At 73.4% G+C, this 26,064-nt stretch carries 20 protein-coding genes; 9 read left to right on the top strand and 11 right to left on the bottom strand.

All coding sequences use genetic code 11. The annotated features are described in order from the left end of the window. Positions 1-210, top strand: coding sequence for an MbtH family protein (locus tag GWK25_RS22090; RefSeq protein ID WP_149830609.1), 210 nt, complete (start codon positions 1-3; stop codon positions 208-210). A gap of 70 nt (positions 211-280) precedes the next feature. Here the strand turns inward: GWK25_RS22090 and GWK25_RS22085 are convergent, their stop codons facing one another. Genes GWK25_RS22085 through GWK25_RS22075 form a run of 3 tightly spaced genes read right to left on the bottom strand, consistent with a single transcriptional unit; the run spans position 281 to position 5,183 of the window. Further along, positions 281-1,348, bottom strand: coding sequence for an iron-siderophore ABC transporter substrate-binding protein (locus GWK25_RS22085; RefSeq protein ID WP_215452282.1), 1,068 nt, complete (start codon positions 1,346-1,348; stop codon positions 281-283). Beyond that, complete coding sequence (locus GWK25_RS22080; RefSeq protein ID WP_251828975.1) at positions 1,348-3,456, bottom strand: ABC transporter ATP-binding protein; 2,109 nt, start codon at positions 3,454-3,456, stop codon at positions 1,348-1,350. The genes GWK25_RS22085 and GWK25_RS22080 overlap by 1 nt, the downstream gene beginning before the upstream one ends. Further along, positions 3,453-5,183 carry an ABC transporter ATP-binding protein gene (locus GWK25_RS22075; RefSeq protein WP_215452281.1) on the bottom strand — a complete coding sequence of 577 codons (1,731 nt, stop codon included), beginning with the start codon at positions 5,181-5,183 and terminating at the stop codon, positions 3,453-3,455. The genes GWK25_RS22080 and GWK25_RS22075 overlap by 4 nt, the downstream gene beginning before the upstream one ends. A gap of 229 nt (positions 5,184-5,412) precedes the next feature. On the opposite strand from GWK25_RS22075, the gene GWK25_RS22070 reads away from it, so the two are divergent. The 3 genes from GWK25_RS22070 to GWK25_RS22060 all read left to right on the top strand — a co-directional run bounded on the left by GWK25_RS22070 (position 5,413) and on the right by GWK25_RS22060 (position 11,033). Further along, complete coding sequence (locus GWK25_RS22070; RefSeq protein ID WP_215452280.1) at positions 5,413-6,984, top strand: amidohydrolase; 1,572 nt, start codon at positions 5,413-5,415, stop codon at positions 6,982-6,984. A gap of 290 nt (positions 6,985-7,274) precedes the next feature. After that, complete coding sequence (locus GWK25_RS22065) at positions 7,275-7,955, top strand: hypothetical protein (RefSeq protein WP_215452278.1); 681 nt, start codon at positions 7,275-7,277, stop codon at positions 7,953-7,955. A 216-nt stretch (positions 7,956-8,171) separates the two neighbouring features. Continuing rightward, on the top strand, positions 8,172-11,033 hold the full coding sequence (locus tag GWK25_RS22060) for a LuxR family transcriptional regulator (protein WP_215452276.1): 2,862 nt from the start codon (positions 8,172-8,174) through the stop codon (positions 11,031-11,033). A 228-nt stretch (positions 11,034-11,261) separates the two neighbouring features. Here GWK25_RS22060 and GWK25_RS22055 read toward each other — a convergent pair whose 3' ends face one another. Beyond that, positions 11,262-13,709, bottom strand: a complete 2,448-nt coding sequence (locus GWK25_RS22055) for a SpoIIE family protein phosphatase (RefSeq protein WP_215452274.1) — start codon at positions 13,707-13,709, stop codon at positions 11,262-11,264. A gap of 360 nt (positions 13,710-14,069) precedes the next feature. Here GWK25_RS22055 and GWK25_RS22050 point away from each other — a divergent pair, with 360 nt between their 5' ends. Beyond that, complete coding sequence (locus tag GWK25_RS22050; RefSeq protein WP_215452272.1) at positions 14,070-14,534, top strand: RpiB/LacA/LacB family sugar-phosphate isomerase; 465 nt, start codon at positions 14,070-14,072, stop codon at positions 14,532-14,534. Here GWK25_RS22050 and GWK25_RS22045 read toward each other — a convergent pair. From GWK25_RS22045 to mgrA, 5 genes are all read right to left on the bottom strand, one after another. After that, a complete protein-coding gene (locus GWK25_RS22045; protein ID WP_215452270.1) occupies positions 14,506-15,510 on the bottom strand; it encodes a serine/threonine-protein kinase in 1,005 nt (334 codons plus the stop codon). The genes GWK25_RS22050 and GWK25_RS22045 overlap by 29 nt on opposite strands. After that, positions 15,503-16,249: a hypothetical protein gene (locus tag GWK25_RS22040; RefSeq protein ID WP_215452268.1), complete on the bottom strand. Its 747-nt coding sequence runs from the start codon at positions 16,247-16,249 to the stop codon at positions 15,503-15,505. Before GWK25_RS22040 ends, GWK25_RS22045 begins: the two co-directional genes overlap by 8 nt. 5 nt (positions 16,250-16,254) lie before the next feature. After that, complete coding sequence (locus GWK25_RS22035) at positions 16,255-18,579, bottom strand: FHA domain-containing protein (protein ID WP_215452265.1); 2,325 nt, start codon at positions 18,577-18,579, stop codon at positions 16,255-16,257. Between the two features lie 80 nt (positions 18,580-18,659). Next, entirely contained in the window at positions 18,660-19,070 is a 411-nt protein-coding gene (locus GWK25_RS22030) for a hypothetical protein (RefSeq protein WP_215452263.1), read from the bottom strand. 559 nt (positions 19,071-19,629) lie between these two features. Next, positions 19,630-20,628 carry an L-glyceraldehyde 3-phosphate reductase gene (gene mgrA, locus GWK25_RS22025; RefSeq protein WP_215457500.1) on the bottom strand — a complete coding sequence of 333 codons (999 nt, stop codon included), beginning with the start codon at positions 20,626-20,628 and terminating at the stop codon, positions 19,630-19,632. 124 nt (positions 20,629-20,752) lie between these two features. On the opposite strand from mgrA, the gene GWK25_RS22020 reads away from it, so the two are divergent. Further along, positions 20,753-21,658 (top strand): LysR substrate-binding domain-containing protein, encoded by a 906-nt coding sequence (locus tag GWK25_RS22020; RefSeq protein ID WP_215452261.1) that lies wholly within the window; start codon positions 20,753-20,755, stop codon positions 21,656-21,658. Here GWK25_RS22020 and GWK25_RS22015 read toward each other — a convergent pair. Then, positions 21,648-23,126, bottom strand: coding sequence for a helix-turn-helix transcriptional regulator (locus GWK25_RS22015; protein WP_308404283.1), 1,479 nt, complete (start codon positions 23,124-23,126; stop codon positions 21,648-21,650). The two genes, GWK25_RS22020 and GWK25_RS22015, sit on opposite strands and share 11 nt — an antisense overlap. A 240-nt stretch (positions 23,127-23,366) precedes the next feature. On the opposite strand from GWK25_RS22015, the gene GWK25_RS22010 reads away from it, so the two are divergent. The 3 genes from GWK25_RS22010 to GWK25_RS22000 all read left to right on the top strand — a co-directional run bounded on the left by GWK25_RS22010 (position 23,367) and on the right by GWK25_RS22000 (position 24,976). After that, a complete protein-coding gene (locus tag GWK25_RS22010; RefSeq protein WP_215452259.1) occupies positions 23,367-23,987 on the top strand; it encodes a hypothetical protein in 621 nt (206 codons plus the stop codon). Between the two features lie 80 nt (positions 23,988-24,067). Further along, complete coding sequence (locus GWK25_RS22005) at positions 24,068-24,316, top strand: hypothetical protein (protein WP_308404282.1); 249 nt, start codon at positions 24,068-24,070, stop codon at positions 24,314-24,316. Positions 24,317-24,454: 138 nt separating this feature from the next. Further along, on the top strand, positions 24,455-24,976 hold the full coding sequence (locus GWK25_RS22000) for a DinB family protein (protein ID WP_215452257.1): 522 nt from the start codon (positions 24,455-24,457) through the stop codon (positions 24,974-24,976). Here GWK25_RS22000 and GWK25_RS21995 read toward each other — a convergent pair. After that, positions 24,952-26,028 carry an adenosine deaminase gene (locus tag GWK25_RS21995; protein ID WP_215452255.1) on the bottom strand — a complete coding sequence of 359 codons (1,077 nt, stop codon included), beginning with the start codon at positions 26,026-26,028 and terminating at the stop codon, positions 24,952-24,954. The genes GWK25_RS22000 and GWK25_RS21995 overlap by 25 nt on opposite strands. Positions 26,029-26,064 lie beyond the last annotated feature (36 nt).

Below are 26,064 nucleotides of genomic sequence, written 5' to 3'. Positions count from 1 at the left end.
ATGAGCAACCCGTTCGAGGACCCCGAGGGCACCTACCTGGTGCTGGTCAACGACGAGAACCAGCACAGCCTGTGGCCGGACTTCGTGGACGTCCCGGCCGGCTGGCGGGTGGTCCACGGACCCGACTCGCGGCAGTCCTGCCTGGAGCACGTCGAGACGCACTGGACGGACATGCGGCCGCGCAGTCTGGCGGAGTCGATGGACGGCTGACACCAGGCACACGAGAGGGGGGCCGGTCGGTGACCGGCCCCCCTCGTCGTACCGAATCGGCCCGACCGGGTCAGGATGCGGGCTGCTCCACCTTGGTGTCCGTCTTGCCGTCGACGGCCGCGGCCAGCTGCGGCGCCAGGCGCTCGATCACGTACGGCAGGCTGAGGGCCGAGACGAAGGACGTGGCGTTGCCGTAGTCGCTGCTCTCGTTCACGAAGACCTCGCGGCCCTCCTTCACGACCTTCAGGTCCTTGTACGAGGCGTCCTTGTGCAGCTTCGCGGCGTCCTTCGCGGGGTCGCCGACGATCCACACGACGGCGTCCTGGTCGAGCAGGTCGGTGCGCTCCTTGCTGATGTTCGCGCCGAACTTGTCGCCGATCGCCTTGTCCAGGTCGGCCGGCAGGGTGAAGCCGAGGCCGGTCAGCAGACGGGACCGGGCGTCCTGGCTGCCGAAGACGAACATGCCCTCGTACGGGGTCGCCATGACCGCCGAGGCGCCCTTGAAGCCGGGGTTGTCGTCGGCGGCGGCCTTGATCTTCGCCTCGGTGTCGGCGACCACCTTCGCGGCCTCCTCGGGCTTGCCGAGCGCCTTGCCGATGGTCTCGGTCTGCTCCTGCCACGGGACGCCGTAGTCGTTGTACGCCTTCGGCTGGGCGACCACGGGCGCGAACTTCGACAGCGACTCGTACTGTTCCTTGGTCAGTCCGCCGTACACCGCGAGGATCAGGTCGGGCTTGAGGGCGGCGATCTTCTCCACCTGGGGGCCGGTGCCGGTGTCCTTCAGGACGGTCGGCGCCTCGGCGGAGCCGAGCTTGTCCTCGGCCCAGGGGCCGATGGCGCCCTTGTAGCCGCCGAGCCATTCGGTGGTGCCGACCGGGACCTTGCCGAGGGCGAGGACCGCGTCCTGGTCGGTGAGGCCCACGGTGACGATCCGCTTGGGTTCGGCCTTGATCGTGGTGCTGCCGTACTTGTGGTCGAGGGAGACCGGGAAGGCGGAGTCGCCGGAGGAGGTGCTCGCCTCCGCGCCGGCGCCCGACGCGTCGTCGGAGTCGGACCCGCCGCCGCACGCGGTGGCGAGGAGCAGGGTGGCGGAGGCGAGCACGACGGCGAGCCGTGGCGCTCTGCGGGAGCGGAACATCAGCGGTCCTTCGGTTCGGGTTTCTGCGGAGCGGTGCGTGTGGGGGTCTCGGGGGCCGGCCGTGGGCCGGTGTCGCGGGCGTCCGACCAGGCCGCCCAGAGGGCGGCGTAGGGGCCTCGCGCGGCGTGGAGTTCGTCGTGGGTGCCGCTCTCCACCACGCGGCCGTCCTCCATGACGACGACGCGGTCGGCGGTCGCCGCCTGGCTGAGGCGGTGGGCGACGATCAGTGCGGTCCGGCCGTCGACGGCGCGGGCCACGGCCTTCTCCAGGGTGCGGGCTCCGGCGCTGCCCGCCTCCGCGGTGGCCTCGTCGAGGATCACCAGGGGCGGGTCGGCCAGGATCAGCCGGGCCAGGGCGAGGGCCTGGATCCGCTCGCCGCTGAGCCGGTGACCGCCGTCGCCGACGACCGTGGCGAGGCCGTCGGGCAGCGCCTCGGCCCAGGCGAGGGCGTCGACCCGGTCGAGCGCGGCGCGCAGTTCGTCGTCGGTGGCATCGGGCCTGGCGAGCCGCAGGTCGTCGGCGAGGGGGCCCGCGAAGACATGGGTCTCCTGGGTGATCAGGGCGATCGTGCGGGAGGCGGCGGAGCCGAGTTCGGTGGGCGGGACCCCGCCCACCAGGACGGCGCCGGTGGTGGGCGGCTGGATGCCGGCGACGAGTCGCGCCAGGGTGGTCTTGCCGGCTCCGCTGGCGCCGACGAGGGCCACGCGTTCGCCGTGGCGGATCGTCAGGTCGATGTCGTGCAGGACGGGATGGCCCGGCCGGTAGGCGTGGCCGAGCCCCCGGACGGTGACGTCGACACCGTCGGCCGCGACGGTGCGTGTCGGGGGCGGAGCCACGGCCTCGTCGGTGACGCCGACGAGCCGGGCGAGGCCCGCCGTGGCCGACTGGGCGTCGTCGAGGAGTGCGAGGGCCGCGTTGACGGGGCCGAACAGGCTGTGGAAGTACAGGGCGGCGGCGGTCGCCGTGCCGATGCTGGCGGAGCCGTCGCGGACCAGCCAGTAGCCGGTGACGAGGACGGCGGCGAGCCCGATGTACTCGGCGATGTGCAGCCGGCTGTAGAAGCCGAGGACGAGTCGTACGCCCCGCATGGTCAGCGCCACCACGGACCACGACCGTTCGGTGACCCGCTCGGTGTGCTCACGGCCCAGTCGGAAGGCCCGCACGGTGGAGCTGCCGCCGATGGTGTCGAGCAGCTGCTGCTGCTGGGCGCCGGCGGCCACCCGCTGCTCGGCGTAGAGCGGGATGGCGCGGGCGACGTACCAGCGGGCGGTGGCCGCCTGCACGGGGACCGCGAGGAGCACGGCCAGCAGGAACCGCCAGTCGAGCAGGGCGAGGGCGCCGAAGGTGAGGACGATGGTGAGCACCGACCGGCCGAGCGCGGGCAGCGCGTTGCGGACGGCGTCGGCGATGAGGGAGACGTCGGCGGTGACCCGGGCCGTCAGGTCGCCGGCGCCGGCCTTCTCCACGCGGTCCAGAGGGAGGGTCAGGGCGCGCTCGACGAAGCGTTCGCGCAGCCGGGCCAGGGTGGTCTCGCCGAGCCGGGCGATCTGCGACAACCCGAAGCCTGCGGTGACGCCCTGCGCGACGGCGACGGCCACCAGGAGCGCCGCGGTGACGGTGATGGCGTCGGCGGACCCCCGGTCGGCGGCCAGGTCGACGATCCGGCCGAGGAGGGGCTGCACGAGCAGGCCGAGTGCGGTGGACCCGACCATGACGGCGAACGCGGACACCGCCAACCGCCGCTGCGGCCGCAGAAGTTCGGCGACCGCGGCACGCGTACGGGCGGGCGTGGCGACGGGCAGCAGCAGGGGCCCGGCGTGGTCATGGTTCCGGGAGTTGGCCTCGACGGCTCCGACGCCATGGCCGGCTTCCCCGGCTTCGGCGTCGTCCGCGGTCTCGTCGGGCCGGACGGTTCCGGCGACGTCCGCGGCCCCGACCGACCGGGCGTCGTTCCCCGCGTCCGCGCCCTGGGCGGGCGGGCCGGCATCGGCGCGCGCCGCCGCGTCTCGGCCCCGGAGGGCGCCCCCGGCCTGCGCGGTCTCGGCGGGTCGAGGGGTCTCCGCGGACGCGGCCTCGTCGGTCTCCGCGGATGCGGCGTGATCGGTCATGTGAGGACCGCCGTCCGGTAGTCGGCGCGCTCGTGGACGAGGCGTTCGTGGTCGCCGGTCGCGGTGACCCGGCCTTCGTGGAGGAGGACGACACGGTCGGTGACGGCGAGCAGCGCGGGGCTGTTGGTCACCAGGAGCGTGGTCCGTCCGCCGCGGACGTCCCGGATGCCGGCGGCGATGCGGCTCTCGGTGACGGCGTCGACGGCGGTCGCCGGTTCGTGCACGACGAGGACCGGCGCGTCGGCGGCCAGGGCGCGGGCCAGGGCCACGCGCTGGCGTTGGCCCCCGGAGAGTGAACGGCCGCGCGCGGTGACGGCGGTGTGCACGCCGTCGGGCAGCGCGCGGGCGACCTCGTCGGTGCCGGAGGCGGCCATGGCGGCGGTGACGGCCGCCGTCGCGGGCGTCGTCGCCGGTGTCGGCGCCGTGACGGCGATCGCGGCCGTCACGTTGTCCAGGACCGTGCCCTCGAACAGGTCGGCGTCGTGCTCGGCGACGAGCATCGCGGCACGGACGTCGTCCGGTCCGAGCGCGGTCAGCGCGGTGCCGTCCAGTTCCACGGTGCCGTCGTCGGGGTCGGTGTGGCGGCCCAGGCAGCGCAGCAGCGCCGTCGCGTCGGCGGGATCGGTGGTGGCGACGCCGACGGTCTCGCCGGGGGCGATGTCGAGGTCGACCCCGCGCAGGGGGCCGCAGGTGAGGCCGCGCAGGGTCAGCCGTCCCTCGACACCGGCCAGCGGGAGGGCATCGGCCCCCTGCGCGGGTACGGCACCGGGGGCGTCCAGCACCTCGGCGATACGGGTGGCGGAGGCGCGGCCCTGCGCGAGTTCGGTGTTGATCCAGGCGAACTCGGAGAGCGGGCCGACGATGAACAGGGCCAGCCCCACGGAGGAGACGAGTTCGCCGAGGCCGATGTCACCGCGTGCGGCGAGCCGTCCGCCGACGAGGGCGACCAGGGCGATGAAGGCACCGGTGAGGATGGTGACGACGCCGTTCTGCCAGGCCTCGGCGCGGGCGGCGCGCAGGGTCGCGGCGAGGGAGTCCTGGCTGACGCGCCGGTAGCGGGCGACGGCCGCCCGCTCGGCGCCGATGCCCTTGAGGACGCGCAGTCCGGCCACCAGGTCGGCGGCGACACCGGAGGCCTGTGCGGCGCGGTCCTGCTCGGTCTCGCTGCGCCGTTCCAGGGGCTTGCTCAACAGGTGTCCCAGCCACAGCAGCAGGGGGGTGCCCAGGAGGACGAGCAGGCCGAGGACGTACGAGACGCGCAGCAGGGCCACCGCGCTGACCACGAGCCCGGCGGTGGCCGCGCAGGCGACGATGAGGGCCATGGCGACGGCCCCGACCCGCTTGGCGTCCTCGGTGGCGATGTTCGTCAACTCGCCCGGCAGTCTTCCCTGTTCGGCGCCGCCCTCGGGTGCGAGGACACGGCCGACGAGCGCGGTCCTGAGGTGGTGCGCGGCGGTGACGGCGGCGCGTTCACCGGCCCTCGCGCTGAACCGGAAGCTGAAGGAGAGGCCGACGTACACGGCGGCCAGGACGAGCAGCCACAGCAGCAGTCCGGGGACGTCGCCGTCCACGACCCCGCGTTCGATGGCCAGTCCGATGAGCACCGGCACCAGGGCCTCGCCCGTCTGGTGCCCCATCCCCAGGACCGCGCCGAGCACGACGTCCCGACGCTGTCCGCCGACCGCGCGCCACAGGACGTTCCGCCCCGGTGGGTCCGCTTTTCTCACGCAACACTCCGGACCGGTTTCGCCAACACAGGATACGTACAAAGAAACTTAGGTAAGCCTAACTATATTTGCCGTCCTGGACCAGCCCCGAGACGTCTTCGAGACCTCGATGGGCCTCCCGAACGCAGGGACAGTAGCCGAACCGACCGTCAACTCACAGACAGAACAAGTCACTTCACCGATACGAGAACACACCGGGCGCACTGCCCCCGAACGGAAGGACCCGTCCGTGCTCAGCACCAGGATCACCAACGCCCGCATCGTCACGATGGATCCGGGCCGCCCGGCCGCCCGGGAGCTCGGGATCTGGCGGGGGCGCGTCGTCGGCCTGGACGAGGACGTGGCGGGCCTTGCGGCGCGGCGGACGCTGGACCTGGACGGCGCCACCGTACTCCCCGGCTTCGTCGACGCCCATGTGCACCTGGCGTGGGCGGGCCTGAAGGCCAAGGCGCCCGGTGTCGCGCCGAGTCGGCGCGCCGACGACGTGCTCCGGGCGGTCGCGGAGGCGGTGGCCGAGGCCCCGGCGGACGGCTGGGTGGACTTCGGCGGCTACGACCAGCGCACCCTCGACCGCCCTCTCACGGCGCGCGACCTCGACACCGTCAGCGCCGGTCGCAAGGTGTACCTGGGTCATCTCTCCGGGCACGCCTGCCTCGTCAACTCGGCGGTCCTCGCGGGGCTTCCGGCGGAGGTGGCCAGGCCGGACGGCTTCCTCGCGGAGGGCGCCATGGGGGCCGCGCTGCGCTCCCGGCCACCGCACTCGCTCACCGAACTGGCCTCCGCGATCGAGCACGCCGCCCGGGTCTGCCGCTCCGAGGGCATCACGGGGTGCGCCGAAGCGGGCGTCGGGGCCCGGCTGTTCGGGCACAGCCCCATCGAGGGCGCCGCGTACCAGCTCGCCCACGAGTCGGGCCGACTGCCGCTGCGGGTGCGGCTGATGGTGGCCGCCGACGCGCTGCGCCCGGTCCGCGCGGACGCCGAGGACACCACGAGCCGGGCGATCGACCTCGGTCTGCGCACGGGCTTCGGCGAGGGCACCCTCTCCCTCGGCTCTCTCAAAGTCTTCACCGACGGCGGCATGATGGCCCGTACGGCGGCCCTCACCAGCCCGTACCTGACCCCGCAAGGCCCCGGTGGTTCCGGTCAGCTCATGCACGAGCCCGAGGTCCTGGAGAGCACGATCGTCGAGGGACACCTCGCGGGCTGGCAGCTCGCCGTGCACGCGATCGGCGACCGGGCCCTCGACGTCGCCCTGGACGCGCTGGAGAAGGCCCGGAAGCTGAGCCCCCGCCCAAAGGCGCGCCATCGCGTCGAGCACGCCGGGCTGGTCCGCCCCGACCAGCTGCCGCGGCTGGCCGCGCTGGGGGTCACCGTCGTCGTCCAGCCGAGCTTCCTGTACTACTACGGCGACGACTACGCCACGGTCATGGGCGAGGACCGGGCCGACTGGCTGTACCGGGGCCGGGGCTTCCTCGACCACGGTGTCCGGATCGCCGGCAGCTCGGACCGCCCGGTCGCGAACGGCGCCCCGCTGCGGGCGATCCAGTTCATGGTGGAGCGGGCCTCGGAGTCCGGCCGTCTCATCGGTCCCGACGAGGCGCTCACGGTCGAGGAGGCGCTGCGCGCGTACACCGTCGAGGCCGCCCGCGCCTGCCACTGGGACGGCGACGCGGGCAGCATCACCCCCGGCAGGCGGGCCGATCTCGTCGTGCTGGGAGACGATCCGCGCCGGGTGGACGTGTCCCGGATCGGGGACATCGAGGTGGTGCGGACGTTCGTCGAGGGCGAGGACGCGTACTGACGGATCGGTGAGCGCCCGGTCGAAGCGGCGGGCGTGGGGTCAGATCGTCGGGCGCCGCGTCAGATCGGGGGCGCCGGGCCGGGATGTCGCGCGGGGAGTCCGCCGAGGGCACGAGGAACATGGTTCCGGAGCCGTCGGGGCCGATGCGGCAACCGCGCGGCGTGGTCACCCCGATGCCGATCGCCTTCGATCCCCCCACGCCGGGCAGCCGGTTGGTGAAGTGCGGTCCTTTTTGTATACGTGGAGAGCCGGACGCCCAATACTGTGCGCAGACGTCACCGGGGGGCTCCATGAAGTGGTTCCGACACGACCGTGCGCGGCGACAGACCCCTGTGGTGCCGCCCTCCGAGGTCGGCGGGAGCGACGAGCCGCCCAGGCAGGCGCCCCCGCTGCTGACCGCCGGCGACCCGGCGCTCCAGCGGATCGGCGGCGACGGCGACACGGTCGCCCGGCTCACCACCGGGACGGGTCCGGTCATCCTCGACATCACCCACTCGGGGAACGGACACTTCGTCGTGGACACCCTGGACGGCAGGCTGCACTCGCAGAGCCAACTCGTCTACACCTACGGCCCCTTCTCCTGCCGCGCCCTGGTGAACGCCGACGACCGGCCGGTGCGGGCGCTCCGCGTCCAGGCGGACGGACCGTGGACGGTCGACGTGAGCCCGCTGTCGAGCGCGCTGCCCTGTGCGGGCCACACGCGGCGTCCCGCCTCGGACGTGCTGCGCCACACCGGCGGGCCCGGGATCGCGACGCTGCGGTACGAGGGCGATCCGCGCTCCGACGACGGCGGGTACTTCCTCGTGGACACCTTCGAGCCGGACGGCACCGGCTTCCTCGACGAGTTGGCCAACCACGTGGGTCCCTGGCAGGGCGAAGCCGCGCTCACCGGCCCCTGTCTCCTGTACGCCCGCTCCGACGGACCGTGGTCGATCGTCGTCAGGCACCTGGATACGCCCGCCTCGCCCTGACCGGCCAGCGCCCGAACCTGCTCCGGGCCACCGCCCGAACCCGACCGCACCACGGCCCTACCCGGACCGCACCACCGGCGCGCCCTGGGTCGACCACCACCCCCGATCACACAAACGGATCACCCTCTTTTACTTCGGTAGGGTTGCCCGGAGGATCCCCCGGGCCCGGCACGCGCCAGGGGATGCCGGACCGTACGCGGAGGGGGAACGGCACGCATGACCGCGGTGCCCGTACCGGAGACCGGAGGCCTTCCCGTCGCGCGGGAGGCCGAACTCGCGCGGCTCGCGCACCTCGTCGAGGCGCTGGGGAACGGCCGGGGGTCGGTGGTGGAGATCACCGGCGAGCCGGGCATCGGCAAGACCCGGCTCGCGACGGCCCTCGTGGACCTGGCGGCACGCCGGGGACTCCCGGTCGCCCGGGCCCACGCCATGCGCGGCGGCGCGACCCCGCTCCAGGTGTTCCGTGATGCCTTCGAGGCACGGCGGGGTTTCCCCCGGCCGACGGGGGTCGGCGGGAGGGTGTTCGCCGAGTTCCGCGACCGGCCCGCCCGTTGGGCCGCCGGTGGTGTCCTGGTGCTGGACGACGTGCACGGATGCGATCCGGTGTCGACGGCCGCGCTCGTCCGGCTGGTCCGTTCCGTGGTGCCCGGCCCGTTCGTGCTCGCGCTCGCCCACCGGCCCCGGCAGACCCCGCCCGAGCTGCGGGAGGCGTTGGAGGACGGGGTCCGCGCCGGCACGGTGACGCGGATCGAACCGGGCCCCCTCGACGCGGAGGCGGCCGCTGCCCTGCTCGCCGGCCGGCCCGCGCCCGAGAGTCCCACGCCCCACGCGCACGAGCTCGCCCCGCCGCACGAGCCCGCCGCGCTGCGCGAGTTCGCGGGTCAGGTGTGCGCCGCCGCGGAGGGCAATCCGTTCCTCCTGCGCCTGCTCGTCGCGGCGGACTGGCGTCCCGGCCACTGGCCCGACCGGCCCGGGACCGACATCGACGGCCTGCTGCGCGAGGCGAAACCCCTGATCGCCGAACTCGACGCGCTGACACCCCCGGCCGCGACGGCGATGGCCGCGGCGGCCGTGCTCGGCTCCCCGTTCCGCCCGCAGGACGTGGCCCAGGTCTCCGGACTGGGCCTGGACGCCACCCTGGACGTGCTCGCCGAACTGGAGCGGGCGGACCTGGTCCGGCCGGCCGACTGGAGCGGAGGCCTGCGCTTCCGCCACCCCGTGATCGGCCATGTCGCCTACGAGCGGGCGGGGTCGTCGGTCCGGCTGCGCGCCCACCACCGTGCCCTGGACCTGGTCACCGCCCGTGGCGGTCGGGCCGCCGAACGGGCCCGCCACGCCGAGCACCTCCTGGGCACGGAGGGCCTCGACGCCCCCCGCACGCTGGCCGAGGGAGCCGCCGAGATCGCCGCGCGGGCACCGGCGACCGCGGCCCGCTGGTTCCGTCTGGCGCTGGAGACCATGCCCGGCCGGGCGGGCGACCGTGCGGCCCGGACCGCGCTGGAACTGGCCTGCTGCCGCGCCCTGATCGCCTCCGGGCAGCCGGAGGAGGCACGCGCCCACGCCCATGAGCTGCTGGGCGATCCCCGGGCCGAACTCACCGACAGCCAGACGCTCCAGGCTCACACCGTCTGGGCCGACGCCGAGCGGCAGCTCGGCCGGTACAAGGAGGCGACTGCCGTCGTCGGGGCCGCGCTCGGCCTGCTGCCCCGGCCGCTGCCCGACCCGCTGCCGCCCGAGGCCGTCCGCCTCGCCATCGAGTACGGCCTGATCCATGTGGTGCGCGGCACCCACGAGCAGGCGCGGACACTGCTCCGGGAGGCCGCGCGGGCGGCGGGCGGGGCGGACCGCGCGGATCGCATCGTGCTGCGCGTCCTCTCCGCCCTGTGCGCCACCCATGCCGGAGACCTCGACGAGGCCGGTCCCGAGATCACCGACTGCGCCCGGCTGCTGGACGCCCTGCCCGACCCGATCGCCGGGCGCACACCGGAGACACTCGCCCTGCTCGGCTGCGCCGAGCTCTACCTGGAACGGTTCGCGGACGCGGCACGGCATCTGGGCCGGGGACCGGACACGGCGGACTCGGACGCCGGGCGGCCCATCCTGATGCACCGGCTCCTGGCCCTCGCCATGGTCGAGCAGTGGACCGGTCGGCTGGAGGCCTCCGAGCGGCGGGCCCGGCAGGTCGAGACCCTCGCCGGTGCCATCGGCGCCGACGGCGCGGTCACCCTGGCGCGCGCGATGCGCACCACGGCTCTCGTCTGGTCCCGTGGCCGGGGGCACGCCGCCGAGGCCGTCGCACTGGTCGAGGAGGCGACCACGGTCACCCCGCCGGGCCAGAGCTGGTGGGCCACCTCCGCGACGGGGCTGCTCGCCCAGGCGCGGCTGCTCGCCGGTGACGCCGCCGGATGCCGGCGGACGCTGCTGGAGGGCGTGGGCGGCGAGCGGCTGCCCCTGGTGCGCCCCTTCTCCCGGCCCTTCCTCCTCGCCCTGCTGGCCACGGCCACCCTGGAGTGCGGAGACCGCGACAGGGCCCACCACCTGGTGCAGGCCGCCGAGGTGGAGGTCGGCGGACTCGGGCTGCCGGTGCAGGAGGCGTACGTGCACGAGGCCCGCGCCCGACTGCACGCCGCCGACGGCGAACACGACGCCGCGGCCAAACTCTTCGCCCTGGCCGCGCGGGCGTTCCGGGCCGCCGACATGCCGGTGCAGTACGCCTGGACCCTGGCGACCGGCGCCCCGTCGTGCGCCGAGGCCGAGGGGCCGACGGAGGCCCTGCGGCAGCTGGACGTGGCCGGGACGGTCGCCCGCTCCTACGGGGCTTCGCTCGTGAGCGAGCGGGTGGACGGCCTGCGCGCCGAGCTGGCCGGGAACGACCCGGCGGCCCACGCGTTGGCCATGCTCAGCGACCGGGAACGCGAGATAGCCGAACTCGCGGCGGAGGGGCTGCGCACGCGCGACATCGCCGAGCGGCTCTTCCTCAGCCCGCGCACGGTGGAGACCCACCTGTTCCGCGTCTACCGCAAACTCGGCGTCTCCTCCCGCCTCGCCCTGTCCACCCTGCTGCGCCGCACGGGCTGACCGCCCAGGGCGCCCCCGTCGCCCCCTGTCAGGTGCCGGAATCCGACACCTCCACCGTGGTCGTCTCCCGGTCCTCCGGGGCAGCGTCGGAGTCGGCGGCGGCCCGTGCGCCGGGGATGCACATTGCGACCCGGCCCGACCACCGAAGGCGGCTACCGCGTACGACCACAGGTCTCCCTCAGCGCCGACTGACGGCCCTTAAGGACCGGAAGCCCCAGCGGCCGTCCGTCAGATGGGGGTCTCGGTGCCCGGCAGGGGCTGCTCGGCCCAGATCGTCTTGCCGACGGAGGTCTGGCGGCTGCCCCACCGCTCGGCGATCTGGGCGACGAGCAGCAGTCCGCGTCCACCCTCGTCGAAGACGCGGGCACGTCGCAGGTGCGGGGCGGCGCTGCCGCCGTCGGAGACCTCGCAGACGAGGGCGTCGGCGCGGATGAGTCGCAGCCGGATGGGGGCGTTGCCGTAGCGCATCGCGTTGGTGACCAGCTCGCTGACGATCAGTTCGGTGGAGAAGTCGAGCTCGGCCAGTCCCCAGGCGTCGAGTTGCTCTCCGGTCTCCCGGCGTGCCCCCGCGACGGCCGCGGGGTCCATGGGCAGCTCCCAGGTGCGTACCCGGTCGGCGCCGAGCGTGGCGGTCCGGGCCAGGAGCAGGACGATGTCGTCGGCCGGGGGGTCGGGCTGCACCTTGCGCAGTACCTCGTCGCAGGTTCCCTCCAGGTCGCTGGCCGGGCAGCGCAGCGCCTCGGTGAGCAGGTCGAGTCCGACGTCGACATCGCGACCAGGAGCCTCGACGAGGCCGTCGGTGTAGAGGGCGAGCATGCTGCCCTCGCTCATGTCGACGCGGGCCGCCTCGAAGGGCAGTCCGCCCAGGCCGAGCGGTGGCCCGGGGGGCAGGTCCAGGATCTCCGCCGTGCCGTCGGGGCGCAGCAGAACGGGGGGCGGATGCCCGGCCCGCGCCAGGTCGCACACACCGGCGACGGGGTCGTAGACGGCGTAGAGGCAGGTGGCCCCCACCTCGCCCGAGGCGCCCTCCGCCGCGCTCCGCGCGTCCGGGCCCTCTTCCCGGTCGAGGCGGATGACCAGGTCGTCCAACCGGGTGAGCAGTTCGTCGGGTGTGAAGTCGGCGTCGGCGAGGGTCCGTACCGCGGAGCGCAGCCGTCCCATCGTGGCCGAGGCGTGCACACCGTGGCCCACCACGTCGCCCACCACCAGCGCCACCCGTCCCCCGGACAAGGAGATCACGTCGAACCAGTCCCCGCCGATCTCGTCCCCCGGGCCGGCCGGCAGATAGCGGTAGGCGAGGTCCACGGCCTCCACATCGGGCAGCCGCTCCGGCAACAGACTCCGCTGGAGGGCGAGCGCAGTCCGTCGCTCACGGGTGAAGCGGCGGGCGTTGTCGATGCTCACGGCCGCTCTCGCGGCGATCTCCTCGGCGAGCACCAGATCGTCCTGACCGAAGGCGTCCTCGGTGCGATGGCGCATCAGCTGCATCACGCCCAGGGTGACACCCCGGGCCCGGAGCGGCACCATCAACACCGAGTGGATCTTGAATCGCCGTATGTTCTCCGCGCGGCCCGGCACGGCCGCCGTCCACGCACGCAGCAGCGGGTCGCCCGCGCTGTGGTGGCTGCCCCGGCCGGTGATCAGTGCCTGGGCCGGGGGAGAGCCCGGCGGGTGGATGTCGGTGTCGCCGGTCGCCACCACCGATTCCGGGCACCCACGCAGCACCGACCGCTGTGCGGTGCGGCGGCAGACGACCGACGCGTCCGGGGGCACGGGCTGCGGCTCATGGCCCTGGACGACGGACTCCAGCAGATCGACGGTGGCGAAGTCGGCGAACCCCGTCACCGCCACCTCGGCCAGTTCCTCGGCGGTCCGGGTCACGTCGAGGGTGCTGCCGATGCGCACGCTGGCGTCGTTCAGCACGGCCAGGCGCCGACGGGCCCAGTACTGCTCGGTGATGTCGATGACCAGGGCCGACAGTCCGAGCACGGCGCCCGCCCTGTCCTTCACCGGGGACAGGAACAGCGACCACGCGTGGTCGCGGACCTCACCGGAGGCGCGGAAGGGCTGCTCCTCGCGGAAGATCATCTCGCCGGTGCGTACGACCTGGTGCTGGAGCCGGTCGATCTCGTCCAGGGGCGGCATGGGATAGATCTCCCACAGCGTCTTCCCGCCCATCTCCTCCGGGTTCAGCCCCATGGCCTGGCTCATGACCTGGTTGCAGGTGACGAACCGGGCCTCGCTGTCGTAGATGGCCACGGGCAGGGGAAGCTGTGCGAGCGTGAGGTCCCACAGCTGGGCGGATCCCGGGTCCGCCGGCCCGGCGGAGTAGGTCACCGCCGCCGGATTGACCACCCAGTGGATCCGGCCGCGCGCGTCCAGCAGGGGTGTGCCCCGAAGCCGCACGGTGACCCGGTCGCCGTCCCGCCTCCGCAGGGCCAGGTCACTCACCCAGGGCTCACCGGCGGCCAGATGGCGCCGCAGCGCGGTGGGCAGCCTCGCAGAACGCAGATGGGCGGCCGGTCGGCCCACCACGTCCTCGGGCTCGTACCCGAGCAGCCGCCCGGCCCCGGCGCTCCACACCAGGATGACCCCGCGGGCGTCGACGACGACCGCGAAGTCGTCGGGTGCGGTGGTTCCCTCTGCTCCTGTGGTCGTGTCGGGCTCGTTGTCCATGGGCGTATCCCGACGTCGTTCCTGCCGGTTTCCAGCACGGCGCTGCGCGCCCACCGGGGGCGCTGCCTCCAGCATCCCGCCGCGGCGCGTCCCGCTCAACCGAGGGCCCGGCCGACCGCCGCGGTGGCATGAGGTCGGTCGGGCCCTGCGAGCGGAATGATCGGTCAGCCGGCCACGGGTACGGCCTGCCGGACGCGGGCGCCCACGGTGCCCCAGGAGAGCTCCCGCGAGCGCCGTGCAGCACGCGTATGCCCTGGGGGCGTGAGGCTCTCAGCACTCGGGACGGTCCGGGCGGCAGCGGGTCGGAGGTCGCGCTTCCAGGGGCCGGCCGGGGGCAAGGGGCCGGGTAGCCTCGGAGGCATGCGGATCTCGGTCTCCTCCGACATGGACGAACCTGTCGCGCGCCTCCTCGTCGCGGAGTTGCGCGGCCGGGGCCACGACGTCGTGACGCACGGCGCGCTGCGCGCCGGTGACGACCCGCGCTGGGCCGTGTGCTCCGAGGCGGCGGCGCGCGAGGTCGCCTCCGGCGCGTCCGACCAGGCCGTCGTGTGCTGCTGGACCGGCACGGGCGCGTCGATCGCCGCGAACAAGGTGCCCGGTGTACGGGCGGCCCTGTGCACGGACGCCTACACGGCCGACGGCGCCCGCCGGTGGAACGACGCCAATGTGCTGGCGATCGGGCTGCGGCTGACCTCCGAGCCCCTGCTCAAGGAGATCCTGGACGCCTGGTTCGCCGCCGAGGCCGGCTCGGACGCCGACGACCGGGAGAACGTGGCCCACATCGAGCGGCTCGACGTCAGCCGGGGTGCCGGTCGGACCGGGTGAACACGGGTGCGGCCCACCGGGGCGGCTCGGGCGGGGCGTCGTGCGGACCGGACGTGCTCGGCGCGACCGCCCGGGTCGGCGCGTGCCCCGGCGGGAAGCCGCGTGCGGTGTCGGCGGCGCGGAGCGCCGCCACGAAGGAGAGGCAGGAGTCGTACCGGTCGTCCGGGGACTTGGCCAGCGCGGTCGCCAGCACGTCGTCCACCGCGGGCGGCAGATCGGGGCGCACGCCGGTCAGCGGCGGCGGCTGATCGTACTGGTGGGCCCACAACAGGGCCATGTCGTCGTCCCGTTGGAAGGGCGGCCGGCCGGCGAGCGTCTCGTGGACGACACAGGCGAGGCTGTAGACGTCGCAGCGGCCGTCGACCGGCTTGCCCGAGATCTGCTCCGGCGCCACGTAGTCGAGGGTCCCCACGAACTGGCCGACGGTGGTGAAGCCCGTCAGGGACAGCGACTTCTTCGTCAGACCGAAGTCGGTGAGGTAGACGTGCTCGGGGTGGTCGCTGTCGGTGCCCCGCGCGACCAGGATGTTGCCGGGCTTGACGTCCCGGTGGACCAGTCCGTGGTCGTGCGCCGCGTCGAGCGCGGAGGCGACCTGGGCGGCGATGCGGGTCGCGGTCGTGATCGGCAGCGGCCCCTCCCGGTCCAGCAGGTGCCGCAGATCGCTGCCTGCGACGTACCGCATCGCGATGTAGAGGACGCCGTCCGTCTCGCCCGCCTCGAAGACCGGCACGATGTGGGGGTGGTCGATCGCGGCGGCCACCCGTGACTCGTGGGTGAAGCGGCGCCGGAAAGTGTCGTTGCGGGCCAGTTCCGGGGCGAGCAGCTTCAGCGCGACCGTCCGCTCCAGCCGGAGGTCCCGCGCCTGGTAGACGACGGCCATCCCGCCCCGGCCGATCTCGCGTTCGACGCGGTATCCGGCGATCCGCCGCCCGACCAGCTCGGAGGGATGCCCGGCGTACGGCTGCGTCTCACTCATCGCGGGTCACCGGCGGGACCACGCGCGTGGGCTCGCCGTCGCTCGGCCCCCGGTCGGCCGGCCTGGTGGCGGCGGGCCGAGGCCCGCCGGGTGAGGGGTCGGACGCTCGCCGGTCCGTCGGTTCGCGCACCGGTTCCCCCACGACCCTCGTCGGTTCCGGGGCCGGGGCCGGGGACGGAGCCCGTGTCGGTGTCGGTGTCGGTGTCGGGGCCTGGGCGGCTGCCGGTGTGAACCGGGGGGCGGCCGGGGTCTCGCGCGGTTCCTCCACCGCGGCGAAGGTGCTCAACCGTGTCCCGTCGCAGTACACCCACCGTTCGTGCGCCGCGTCGAACAGCCACAGCGACTCGCCGTCGACGACGACCCCGATCCGCAGCCCCTTCGTGCGCTCGCGGAAGGACTCCCCGTCGCGGTGCCCGGCGGCCAGCGCCTCCGCCTCGGTGCGGTAGCGCGTCAGGGCCTCCTCGGCGCGGGCCAGCAGCGGGCGCGGGTCGGCCGTGCGGGCGGGAGCGGCGCCGGCGACGGGAGGGTCCTGCGGTACGGCGACGAGGAGGCGGCCGTCGACCCAGGCGGACCAGCCGTTGGCGCACAGGACCCGGCCCCAGTCACCGCGCCGCTCCACCAGCCGGACCGGCAGCAGGGCGTCCAGGGCCACGGTCGGGTGGGCCGGGTCCGGGGTCTCCCAGGCGGGCAGGCCGTCCGGCGGGACGACATGGGTGGGCAGGAAGCCGGGGGTCGTCATGGCGGCTACTTCCGCATCACCGCGGGCTCACGGCGGCGCAGCAGCCGGGCGACGGCCCAGCCGCAGAGCAGCGAGAGGACGACGAGCATCCCGAGGTCGAGCAGCCAGACGCCCGCGGAGTGCGCGAACAGCGGGTCCGAGGTGTCGGGCACGATCCGTTCCAGGCCGATCGTGCCGGCCATCGCGGCGAACGCCCACCGCGACGGCACCAGCCACGCCAGCTGTTCGAGGACGATCGTGCCCCGCACGTCCAGCAGGGCGCCGCAGAACACGACCTGGACGATCGCGAGGAGCACCAGCAGCGGCATGGTGACCTCCTCCTTGCGGACCAGCGCGGAGACGACCAGGCCGAGCATCATCGCGGTGAACGCGAGCAGTGCCACGGCGATCGTGATCTCGACCAGGGGTGGCAGCAACACCCCTTCGCCGCCGGGGGCGTTGAGGTCGACGCCGAGCAGCGCGACCAGGGTGAGGACGACCGCCTGGAGGACGGTGACCGTGCCGAGGACGACGACCTTGGACATCAGGTAGGCGGATCTGGACAGGCCCACGGCTCTCTCGCGCCGGTAGATGACCCGCTCCTTGACCAGTTCGCGCACGGCGTTCGCGGCGCCCGTCAGGACGCCGCCCACGCAGAGGATGAGCAGGGCGTTCATGGCGGTCTCACGGTCCAGGGTGCCGCCCGCGAGGGCCCTGGCCATCGCCCCCATCACGAACGGCAGCGCGATCATGATGACGAGGAAGGTGCGGTCGGCGCTGAGCGCGGCCGTGTACCGGCGGACCAGTGTGCCCAGTTGGGCGCCCCAGCTCTGCGGCTTGGGCGGCGGCGCCACGGCGACCGGTTCCGGGTCGGCCCGGTAGGGCCGGTCCATGGCGGCGGTGACGTACCGGCTCCTGAAGGCCGAGTCGTGGTACTCCCCCGCCCAGTCCCGCTCCCGGTCCCGTTCGAAGGCCTCGAACGCCTCCGGCCACTGCTGGAAGCCGAAGAAGGCGAGGGTGTCCTCCGGCGGGCCGTAGTAGGCGACCTTGCCGCCGGGCGCGAGGACGAGGAGGCGGTCGCAGACGTCGAGGCTGAGGACGCTGTGGGTGACGACGATGACGGTACGGCCGTCGTCGGCGAGGCCGCGCAGCATGTGCATCACCGAGCGGTCCATGCCGGGGTCGAGCCCGGAGGTCGGTTCGTCCAGGAAGAGCAGGGAGGGTTTGGTCAGGAGCTCCAGGGCCACGCTGACCCGTTTGCGCTGGCCGCCGGAGAGGCTGTGGATCGGCTGGCCGGCGCGCTGTTCCAGGCCGAGTTCGCGGATCACCTCGTCGACCCGCTCCTGCCGCTCGGTCTTCGCGGTGTCCTGGGGGAAGCGGAGTTCGGCGGCGTAGGAGAGGGCTCTGCGGACGGTCAGCTGGGCGTGCAGGATGTCGTCCTGCGGGACCAGTCCGATGCGCTGGCGCAGCTCCGCGTAGTCGCGGTAGAGGTCGCGGCCGTCGTAGAGGACGGTGCCGGTGTCGGCGGGGCGCTGGCCGGTGAGGGCGTTCAGGAGGGTGGACTTGCCCGCCCCGCTCGGGCCGACGACGGCGAGGAGGCATTTCTCGCCGACCGGAAACGACACCCCGTCGAGCAGCGTCTTCCGGCCGCGGTCGACGGCGACCGTGAGCTCCTGGACGTCGAGGGAGACCTCACCGGTGTCGACGTACTCCTGGAGCGTGTCGCCGACCAGGCAGAACGCGGAGTGACCGATGCCGACGATGTCACCCGGAGTGACCGGCGCCCGGTCGACGGGGGTGCCGTTGAGGTAGGTGCCGTTGTGGCTGCCGAGGTCGACGATCTCGTACGCGCCCTCCGGCCGCGCCCGTAGCTCGGCGTGCCGGCGGGAGACGACGAGGTCGTCGATGACCAGGTCGTTGTCGGCGGCGCGGCCGATGCGGACGGTCCGCTCGGGCAGCGGATGGACGCTGGTGGGCTGTCGGAAGGTGCCGGTGGACGCGGGGCGGAGGATGCCGGAGGGGCGTTCGGGGGCGAGACCGGTGAGCACCGCGCGGGGGCCGTCGGGCAGGCTGCCGAAGTGGATGACCGTGCCGGGGCCGACGTCCCACTCGTGGATCCGGTGGCCGTCGGCGTACGTGCCGTTGGTGCTGTTCTCGTCCTCGATGGTCCAGTGGTCGGCGTCGGCCCGCAGCACCGCGTGGTGCCACGAGACCCGGTCGTCGTCGAGGACGACGTCGCTGAGCGGGTCGCGCCCCACGTGGTAGTCGTGGGACGGGGCCAGCACGGTCGAGCCCGACTCGGTCTCCAGCACGAGTGCGGGCGCAGTCGAGGCGATCGACCGCTCTGCCATGCCGAAAATTCTACCGATGGGTCCCCATATGCGCGCCCGGCGCGGTGGGGCCCGGACCCGGCGCCGGATCGAGCCCTGCGTCAGGCGGCGGGTGCGGCGATGCGCTGGGCGATGCGCTGCATGCGGACGGCGTCGACGGACTCCGCGAGCAGTTCGTACTCCGTGGTGTCGTCGTTGGTGGCGATCCGGACCAGGTTCCCGGCGGCCAACTCCTCGGCGACGAGATCCTGTTGCACGTCGTCGGCGGACCAGGCGCGCAGCTGGCTGGGTACGTCGGGTACGGTGTCGGCGACCGGGACGACCGCGTAGGGAGGGAAGTTCGGGTTCTCGGGACGCGGGTCGAGGCGTTCGGCGATCCATAACGCACGGTCGCGCATCCACCACAGGGCGAGCGCCAGGGTGGGGGCGCGGTAGGTACCGAGGGGCACGCCGACGCGCTGACCGCCGCACCAGCCGTACGCGGTGACATGGCACAGGAATTCGTCGTGCACGCTTCGCTCCCCCGATCGCACCGCCGGACCCGCCCGGCCCCACGCGCCGCACGGGCTTGCTCTCGCCTCGCAGACTTGCTGGTCGTGCGTATCCGGCGACGAGAACGTCACACACAGTGACGTGAAGAGCGCGCGGCAGTGCGCGTTCGTTCACGACTCAATCGCCCTGTCAGTCGAGTATCGCCACTCCTGACCCTCTGTCACCATGCCAATTCAGCCAGTCTCCTGGCATATGCGAGGGCGCGATTGGCCGAAACGCTGCGAAGGGGCCTCCGACCCGGGGTTCCTGTGAGCCGGGGGAGGGCGGAGGTGGTTCCGGGCGTGATCGTCTCGGGTTCCATACGTATGGCTTCGGCGGAGTGTTCAACGGACATGGTCGGGTCGGGGTGCGTTGTCGGGTGCGGGTCCGGTGGGGCTTCTCGCGCAGTTCCCCGCGCCCCCCAAAAGCCGGGTCTGCGCCCCGTGCTTTCAGGCCCGCAGGGGCCTGAATCTTCAGGGGCGCCAGGAACTGCGCGAGAAGCCCCACCGGGCCGCAGGTGACCCGAGGCCGGACGAGTGGCTAGCCCTTGCCCTCGATGATGGCGTCGATGCGGGCCAGCTCCTCCGCGTCGAAGTCGAGGTTGGCGATGGCGCCGACGCTGTCCTCGATCTGGCGGGCGCTGCTCGCGCCGACGAGCGCCGAGGTGACCCGGCCTCCGCGCAGCGTCCAGGCCAGGGCGAGCTGCGCGAGGGTCTGGCCACGGGACTTGGCGAGCTCGTCCAGCGCGCGCAGCCTGCCCACCAGGTCCTCGGTGACGGCCTCCGAGTTCAGGAACGGGCTGTCGCTCGCCGCGCGGGAGCCCTCCGGGATGCCGTCGAGGTAGCGGGAGGTCAGCAGGCCCTGCTCCAGCGGGGAGAAGACGATGGAGCCGACCTGCAGCTCGTCGAGGGCGTCGAGCAGGCCCTCGCTCTCGGGGCGCCGGTCCAGCATGGAGTAGCGCGGCTGGTGGATGAGGAGCGGGGTGCCCAGCTCGCCCAGGATCCGGGCGGCCTCACGGGTCTGCTCGGCCGAGTAGTTGGAGACACCCACGTACAGCGCCTTGCCCTGCTGGACCGCCGAGTGCAGCGCGCCCATCGTCTCCTCCAGCGGAGTCTCCGGGTCGGGGCGGTGCGAGTAGAAGATGTCGACGTAGTCCAGGCCCATGCGCTTCAGGCTCTGGTCGAGCGAGGAGAGCACGTACTTGCGCGAGCCCCACTCGCCGTACGGGCCGGGCCACATCAGATAGCCGGCCTTGGTGGAGATGACCAGCTCGTCGCGGTACGGGGCGAAGTCGGTCCTGAGGGCCTCGCCGAGGGCGGACTCGGCGGAGCCGGGCGGCGGGCCGTAGTTGTTGGCCAGGTCGAAGTGGGTGACACCGAGGTCGAAGGCGCGGCGCAGGATCGCGCGCTGCGTCTCGACGGAGCGGTCGGGGCCGAAGTTGTGCCACAGGCCGAGCGAGAGTGCGGGCAGTTTCAGGCCGCTGCGTCCGGTGCGCCGGTAGGGCATGTCCGCGTAGCGGTCGGGGTGTGCGGTGTACAACGCGACTCCAGAGGTCGGCACGGGGGGACGGAGTCCCTGAGAACCGGTGTCCACTCTTTCGCGACCTGGGGGCATTGGTCCAACAGAAGAATCCGATGGGATTCAGCGCCTACGCTTCTCAGTCATGGAACTCCGTCATCTCCAGCACTTCGTCGCGGTCGCCGAGGAGGAGCACTTCACCCGGGCCGCCGAACGGCTGCTGGTCTCCCAGTCGGGTCTGTCGGCCTCCGTCCGGGCCCTGGAGCGCGAGCTGCAGACGCCGCTGTTCGTGCGGACGACGCGCCGAGTGATGCTCACCCCCGCCGGGCGGGCGCTGCTGGGCGAGGCGGAGCGGATCCTCGCGCAGGTGCGGTCGGCGCGGGAGGCGGTGGCCGCCGTGCAGGGCGTGCTGCGGGGCATGCTGGCGGTGGGGTCCGAGCAGTGTGTCGCCGGCCTGAACGTGGCGGGGCTGCTGGCCTCGTTCCGGCGCCGCCATCCGGATGTGGAGATCTGCCTGCGCCAGGCGGGCTCGGGCGCGCTGGCCGAGGAGGTCGCGAGCGGCCGCCTCGATCTGGCGTTCGCCGTGCGGGCGGCGCAGAAGGACACCGACCAGCTGCGGGGCGTCCCCCTGTCCGGCGAGCCGATGACCGTCCTGTGCCACCCGAGCCATCCCCTCGCCACCGCCGGCGCCCCGGTGACGCCGGAGGAGCTCGGTGGCGAGGTCTTCGTCGACTTCCACCCGGACTGGGGTCCGCGCCGGACCACCGACGCGGTGTTCGCCGCCGCCGGGGTCCGCCGCACGGTCGCCCTGGAGGTCAACGACGTGCACAGCCTGCTGGAGCTCGTCGAGGAGAACCTCTGTGTCGCCGTCGTCCCGCGCCATTTCCGGCACAAGCGCGACTCGCTCGTCGCGCTCGCCGTCAAGGGCACGGGCGAGACCGTGTACGAGACGGTCGCGCTGCTGCCGCCGCCGCAGGCCATGAGCCCGGCGGCCCGCGCCCTGATGGAACTCCTCGACCCGCCGGCGGGATGTCCCGAGGTCAGTCGGTGACGGGGGTCCACCGGCGGTTCAGGGTGTCGTAGTCGTAGCGCGGCAGTCCCTCGATCCCGGTCGTGCGGAACGGGCGGCCGCCGTCGTCGATGCGGGCCGTGCCGGTACGGCCCTCGGAGGACCAGTCCAGCTCCAGGTACCAACTGCAGTCACAGGTCACGGTCTTGGCGGAGACCTTCAGAACCTCCGGGTCCTCGGCCGACACACGGTACGGAAACTTCACGGCCGGGATCCGTACGTCCAGGTCCGCGCCGTCCACCGAGCGGGCGACCGGCCGGCCCTGGTCCAGGTCCACGTCGAAGTACCGGGGCGTGACCTGTCCCCCGCAGCCTCCACCCATGATGTAGGAGTAGCCCTTGACCGGAGCCGCGCGCTCGACGACGCGGACCCGCAGAGCGGTCAGGAGGACGTCCGTGGACTTCCGTCCCTGAACCGTGAACTCGACGATCGTGTTCCGGCCGTGCACCCCCCGCTGCGTCGCGGCCCAGACCGCCGCGTCCTGGGGCGCCGGCGGCGGGGGCACCTCCTTCGGCGGCTTGGCGACAACGTAGTCATGACCGCAGTCGAGGCCCCAGAGCTGGGACTTCACCGTCCAGGTGAGGGGCACCCCGGTGGCCGGCGGCTGCCGCTCGGGAGTGTCGTCGCCCTCGGTGGGACGGGCCTCGGTGGGCGTGGGCGACGGCGAGGGGGTACCGGACGGGCTCTCGGTGCCGCCGCTGTCCGACGGCGTGGGGGACGGGCTCGTGGGCGCGGCGGACGGGCGCTGGGCCGCCGAGGTCGTACGGGAGGAGGTCGGCTCGCCGCCCGGCGCGGTGCCGTCACCCGATGAACGCCCGGACGGGATCACGGTGAGGCTGCCCAGCGTCGCGACGAGCACCGCGGCGACGGCCGAGCTGACGAGGGTGCGCCGACGGCGGTGCCAGGGCTGCCGGGACGGAGGCACCGACGCGAGCGCGTCGGCCGACTCGACCGGACCGACCGCACCGACTGCCCCGACTCCACCGACCGCACCGACCGGATCGGTGGACCCGACGGGCTCTGTCGGCTCCGTCGGCTCCGTGGGCTCGACCGGACCGGCGGCCACAGCGGATTCCGCGGATTCCGCGGATCTCGCCGATTCCACGGGCGGCTCGGCGGGCTCGGCGGGCTGTGCCGGCTCGGCCGGCTCCGTTGTCGGCGCGGCGGCCGCCCCTCCCCCACCCGTCCGCGCCCGCTGCCGCGCCGCCACCGCCGGCTGCCACAGCCGGTGCAGTTCGAGCCGCTCCGCGCCGGTCGCGCCGCAGAGCGCGGCGAAGCGTTCGACGGGTGCGAAGTCGAGCGGGACGGTGTCACCCGCGCAGTAGCGGTGCAGCGTCGAGGTGTTCATGCCCAGGCGCCGGGCCAGCTGCCCGTAACTGCGGTCCGTGCGTTCCTTGAGACGCGTGAGCGCTTCCGCGAACTCCCGCACTTCGTCCGGTGCTGCCGACACTGTTCTCCACATCCTCCCCGCCCCGGGACGGCATCCCAGGGTCTCCCCATACATGCACGTCAGAGGGGCTGGGATGGTTCCATGGCCGGGGATCGGACGCAGCCCGTTGCGCTCACGCCCCGTGACGGCCGATGCTCTTGGTGTCGCACCGACCAGGGCCGGACGGACCATCCGGCGTCGTCGGCGAAGCGGCTCACTCATTCCATGTACGCACTCAGTACTCGTTCACGGGGGACATCCATGCCCGAGCACACCCTGACCCGCACGCTCACCGCACTCGCCCTGGCGGCTGTCACCGCGGGCTCCGCACTCGCCGTCGGCGCCGCTCCGGCCGCCGCCGCGAAGGCGAGCGGCGCTCCGAAGTACCTGTCGGCCTCCGAGCTCCCGCCGCACCCCTCGTCCTCCTGGACGGCCGGCAAGATCGAGGACGGCCTCCCCGAGGAGCTGCAGTACTGCCTGGGAGACGCGTTCCTGGCGTATGACATCAACCACCGCTCCTACCGGACGGACCTGGAGACCAGCGCCCGGCAGGTGGTCGTCGTCACCGGCAGTGACAGTAAGGCCAAGGCCCTCGCCGCGCGGCTGAACAAGGACTTCAAGAACTGTGTGAGCAAGTCCTCCGACCCGGACGTCGAGGCCGAGTACCGCGACCTCGGGACGCTGGCCGTCGAGGAGGGAGCCCGCGTCCACGGCGTGGCCACGGTCACGTCCTGGGGAGCCATGGACATCAGTCTCCTGTCGGTCGGCCGGGACGGCCGGACCGTCACCGTCGTGGACTGGGGGCAGATGGGCGGCTTCAAGGACGCCCCGGTGAAGGCCTTCAAGAAGACGACGACCACCGCCGTCAACAAGCTCCACTGACGACAACCGACCGAGGTCCGACCGGTGGCGGCCGGCCTCGCCCTGGCCCTCGGCCTCGGCGTGACGGCCACCACCTCGGCGTGACGGCCACCGCGTCGGCCGGCGGCCCGCGCACCGTCACCGGCAGGTCGACCGACCCGATCACCCGCATCGCCGGCTTCCAGGAACTCAAGGCCTGGGAGAAGTGGAACAACGCCGACGGTGTGAGGCACGCCCAGAACACCCCGGTGCGCTGGAAGGTGACCGACAACGGACCGCCAACCACACCGAGGCCGGTATTACCTGCACCTGGGGCAACGGCAGGACGACCGAGCTGGTCGACGACATGAACCGCGACCTGAGGATCTTCCACATCGGCACGAAGGGTGCCGCGGGGAGCTGACGGGGTCCGTGCGGCGCCGGACCGGGGGACCGGTGCGGCTGGGCGGGGCGGTGCGGGCACGGCCGCGATGCTCGATGGTGGACGTATGGATGTGAAGGACGTTCTCATCGACGCGTACGGCCGGATCAAGGGGGAGGTCCACGCCGCCGTGGACGGATTGTCCCCGGCGGAGCTCCACGACCGCCCCGCCCCCGAGGCCAACTCCGTCGCCTGGCTGGTCTGGCATCTCACCCGGATCCAGGACGACCATGTGGCCGACGCCGCCGGTTTCGACCAGGTCTGGCTGTCCCAGGGCTGGGAGAAACGCCTCGGACTCGCGCTGCCGCCCCGGGACACGGGCTACGGGCACGGTCCGGCGCAGGTCGCAGAGGTCCGGGTGGACTCCGGTGACCTGCTGACCGGCTACTTCGACGCCGTGCACGCCCGTACGGTGGAGTACGTGCGCGGGCTCGGGCCCGCCGACCTGGACCGAGTCGTGGACGAGCGGTGGAACCCGCCCGTCACCCTCGGCGTCCGCCTGGTCAGTGTCCTGGCCGACGATCTCCAGCACGTCGGCCAGGCGGCGTACGTCCGAGGACTGCTTCAGCGGGACGACGCCGAGGCGTAGCCGGGCAGGACCACGTTCTCGATGAGGGCGTTGCGCTCGTCGAACGGGATGAAGGCGCTCTTGAGGGCGTTGACCGTGACCGTGCGCAGGTCGTCGAGGGTCCAGCCGGCCTCGTCGACGAGCAGGGACATCTCGCGGGTCATGGTGGTGCCCGAGACCAGGCGGTTGTCGGTGTTGAGGGTGACGCGGAAGCCGAGGTCCCGCAGCGCGGTGATCGGGTGCTCGGCGATGGAGGTCGCCGCGCCGGTCTGGAGGTTGGAGGTGGGGCACATCTCCAGGGCGATCCGGCGATCGCGCACCCAGGCGGCGAGGCGGCCGAGCTTGCCGTCGACGATGTCCTCGCTCAGGCGCACTCCGTGGCCGATGCGCTGGGCGCCGCACACCTGGAGGGCCTGGTGGATGCTGGGCAGCCCGTGGGCCTCGCCGGCGTGGATGGTGAAGGGCACGCTCTCGCGGCGCAGGTGCTCGAAGGCGGTCAGGTGGTCGGCGGGCGGGAAGCCGTCCTCGGCGCCCGCGATGTCGAAGCCGACGACACCGGCGTCCCGGAAGGCCACGGCCAGGTCGGCGGCCTCCCGGACCCGGTCGAACATCCGCATCCCGCAGAGCAGGGTGCCGACCCGGACCGGGGTGCTCGCGGCCGCGGCCTTCGCCATGCCGGCGGCCAGGCCCTCCTGCACGGTCTCCACGACCTCGCTCATCGTGAGAGCGCCCCGCGTGTTCAGCTCGGGGGCGTAGCGGACCTCGCCGTAGACGACACCGTCGGCCGCCAGGTCCAGGACGTACTCCTCGGCCGCGCGCAGCAGGCCCTCGCGGGTCTGCAGCACCGCGAGGGTGTGCTCGAACGTGGCTATGTAGCGCACCAGGTCACCGGAGTTGGCCGCCTCGTAGAACCAGGCGGCGAGGCCCTCCGGGTCGGTCTCCGGGAGGGTGTGGCCGACCTCCGCCGCGAGTTCCACGAGGGTGGCGGGCCGCAGGCCGCCGTCGAGGTGGTCGTGCAGGACGGCCTTGGGCAGGCGGCGGATCACTTCGGTGTCTATGCGCGTAGCAGACATGGCGTTCGTTCCTCGGCAGGTGGTGCGGTGGGGTGG

The organism is Streptomyces sp. ATCC 21386, from assembly GCF_018728545.1.
In the GTDB taxonomy this organism is placed as follows: Bacteria; Actinomycetota; Actinomycetes; order Streptomycetales; family Streptomycetaceae; genus Streptomyces.
The sequence above is the reverse complement of the archived record's forward strand: the minus strand, read 5'-3'. Positions and strand labels throughout refer to the sequence as shown.

Bases quoted from the DNA above. Each gene is read 5' to 3' on its own strand.
- GWK25_RS22085 (WP_215452282.1), bottom strand. From the start codon at position 1,348: ATGTTCCGCTCCCGCAGAGCGCCACGGCTCGCCGTCGTGCTCGCCTCC.
- GWK25_RS22055 (WP_215452274.1), bottom strand. From the start codon at position 13,709: ATGGACAACGAGCCCGACACGACCACAGGAGCAGAGGGAACCACCGCA.
- GWK25_RS22065 (WP_215452278.1), top strand. From the start codon at position 7,275: ATGAAGTGGTTCCGACACGACCGTGCGCGGCGACAGACCCCTGTGGTG.
- GWK25_RS21995 (WP_215452255.1), bottom strand. From the start codon at position 26,028: ATGTCTGCTACGCGCATAGACACCGAAGTGATCCGCCGCCTGCCCAAG.
- GWK25_RS22035 (WP_215452265.1), bottom strand. From the start codon at position 18,579: ATGGCAGAGCGGTCGATCGCCTCGACTGCGCCCGCACTCGTGCTGGAG.
- GWK25_RS22000 (WP_215452257.1), top strand. From the start codon at position 24,455: ATGGATGTGAAGGACGTTCTCATCGACGCGTACGGCCGGATCAAGGGG.
- GWK25_RS22020 (WP_215452261.1), top strand. From the start codon at position 20,753: ATGGAACTCCGTCATCTCCAGCACTTCGTCGCGGTCGCCGAGGAGGAG.
- GWK25_RS22050 (WP_215452272.1), top strand. From the start codon at position 14,070: ATGCGGATCTCGGTCTCCTCCGACATGGACGAACCTGTCGCGCGCCTC.
- GWK25_RS22045 (WP_215452270.1), bottom strand. From the start codon at position 15,510: ATGAGTGAGACGCAGCCGTACGCCGGGCATCCCTCCGAGCTGGTCGGG.
- GWK25_RS22040 (WP_215452268.1), bottom strand. From the start codon at position 16,249: ATGACGACCCCCGGCTTCCTGCCCACCCATGTCGTCCCGCCGGACGGC.
- GWK25_RS22090 (WP_149830609.1), top strand. From the start codon at position 1: ATGAGCAACCCGTTCGAGGACCCCGAGGGCACCTACCTGGTGCTGGTC.
- GWK25_RS22060 (WP_215452276.1), top strand. From the start codon at position 8,172: ATGACCGCGGTGCCCGTACCGGAGACCGGAGGCCTTCCCGTCGCGCGG.
- GWK25_RS22080 (WP_251828975.1), bottom strand. From the start codon at position 3,456: ATGACCGATCACGCCGCATCCGCGGAGACCGACGAGGCCGCGTCCGCG.
- GWK25_RS22010 (WP_215452259.1), top strand. From the start codon at position 23,367: ATGCCCGAGCACACCCTGACCCGCACGCTCACCGCACTCGCCCTGGCG.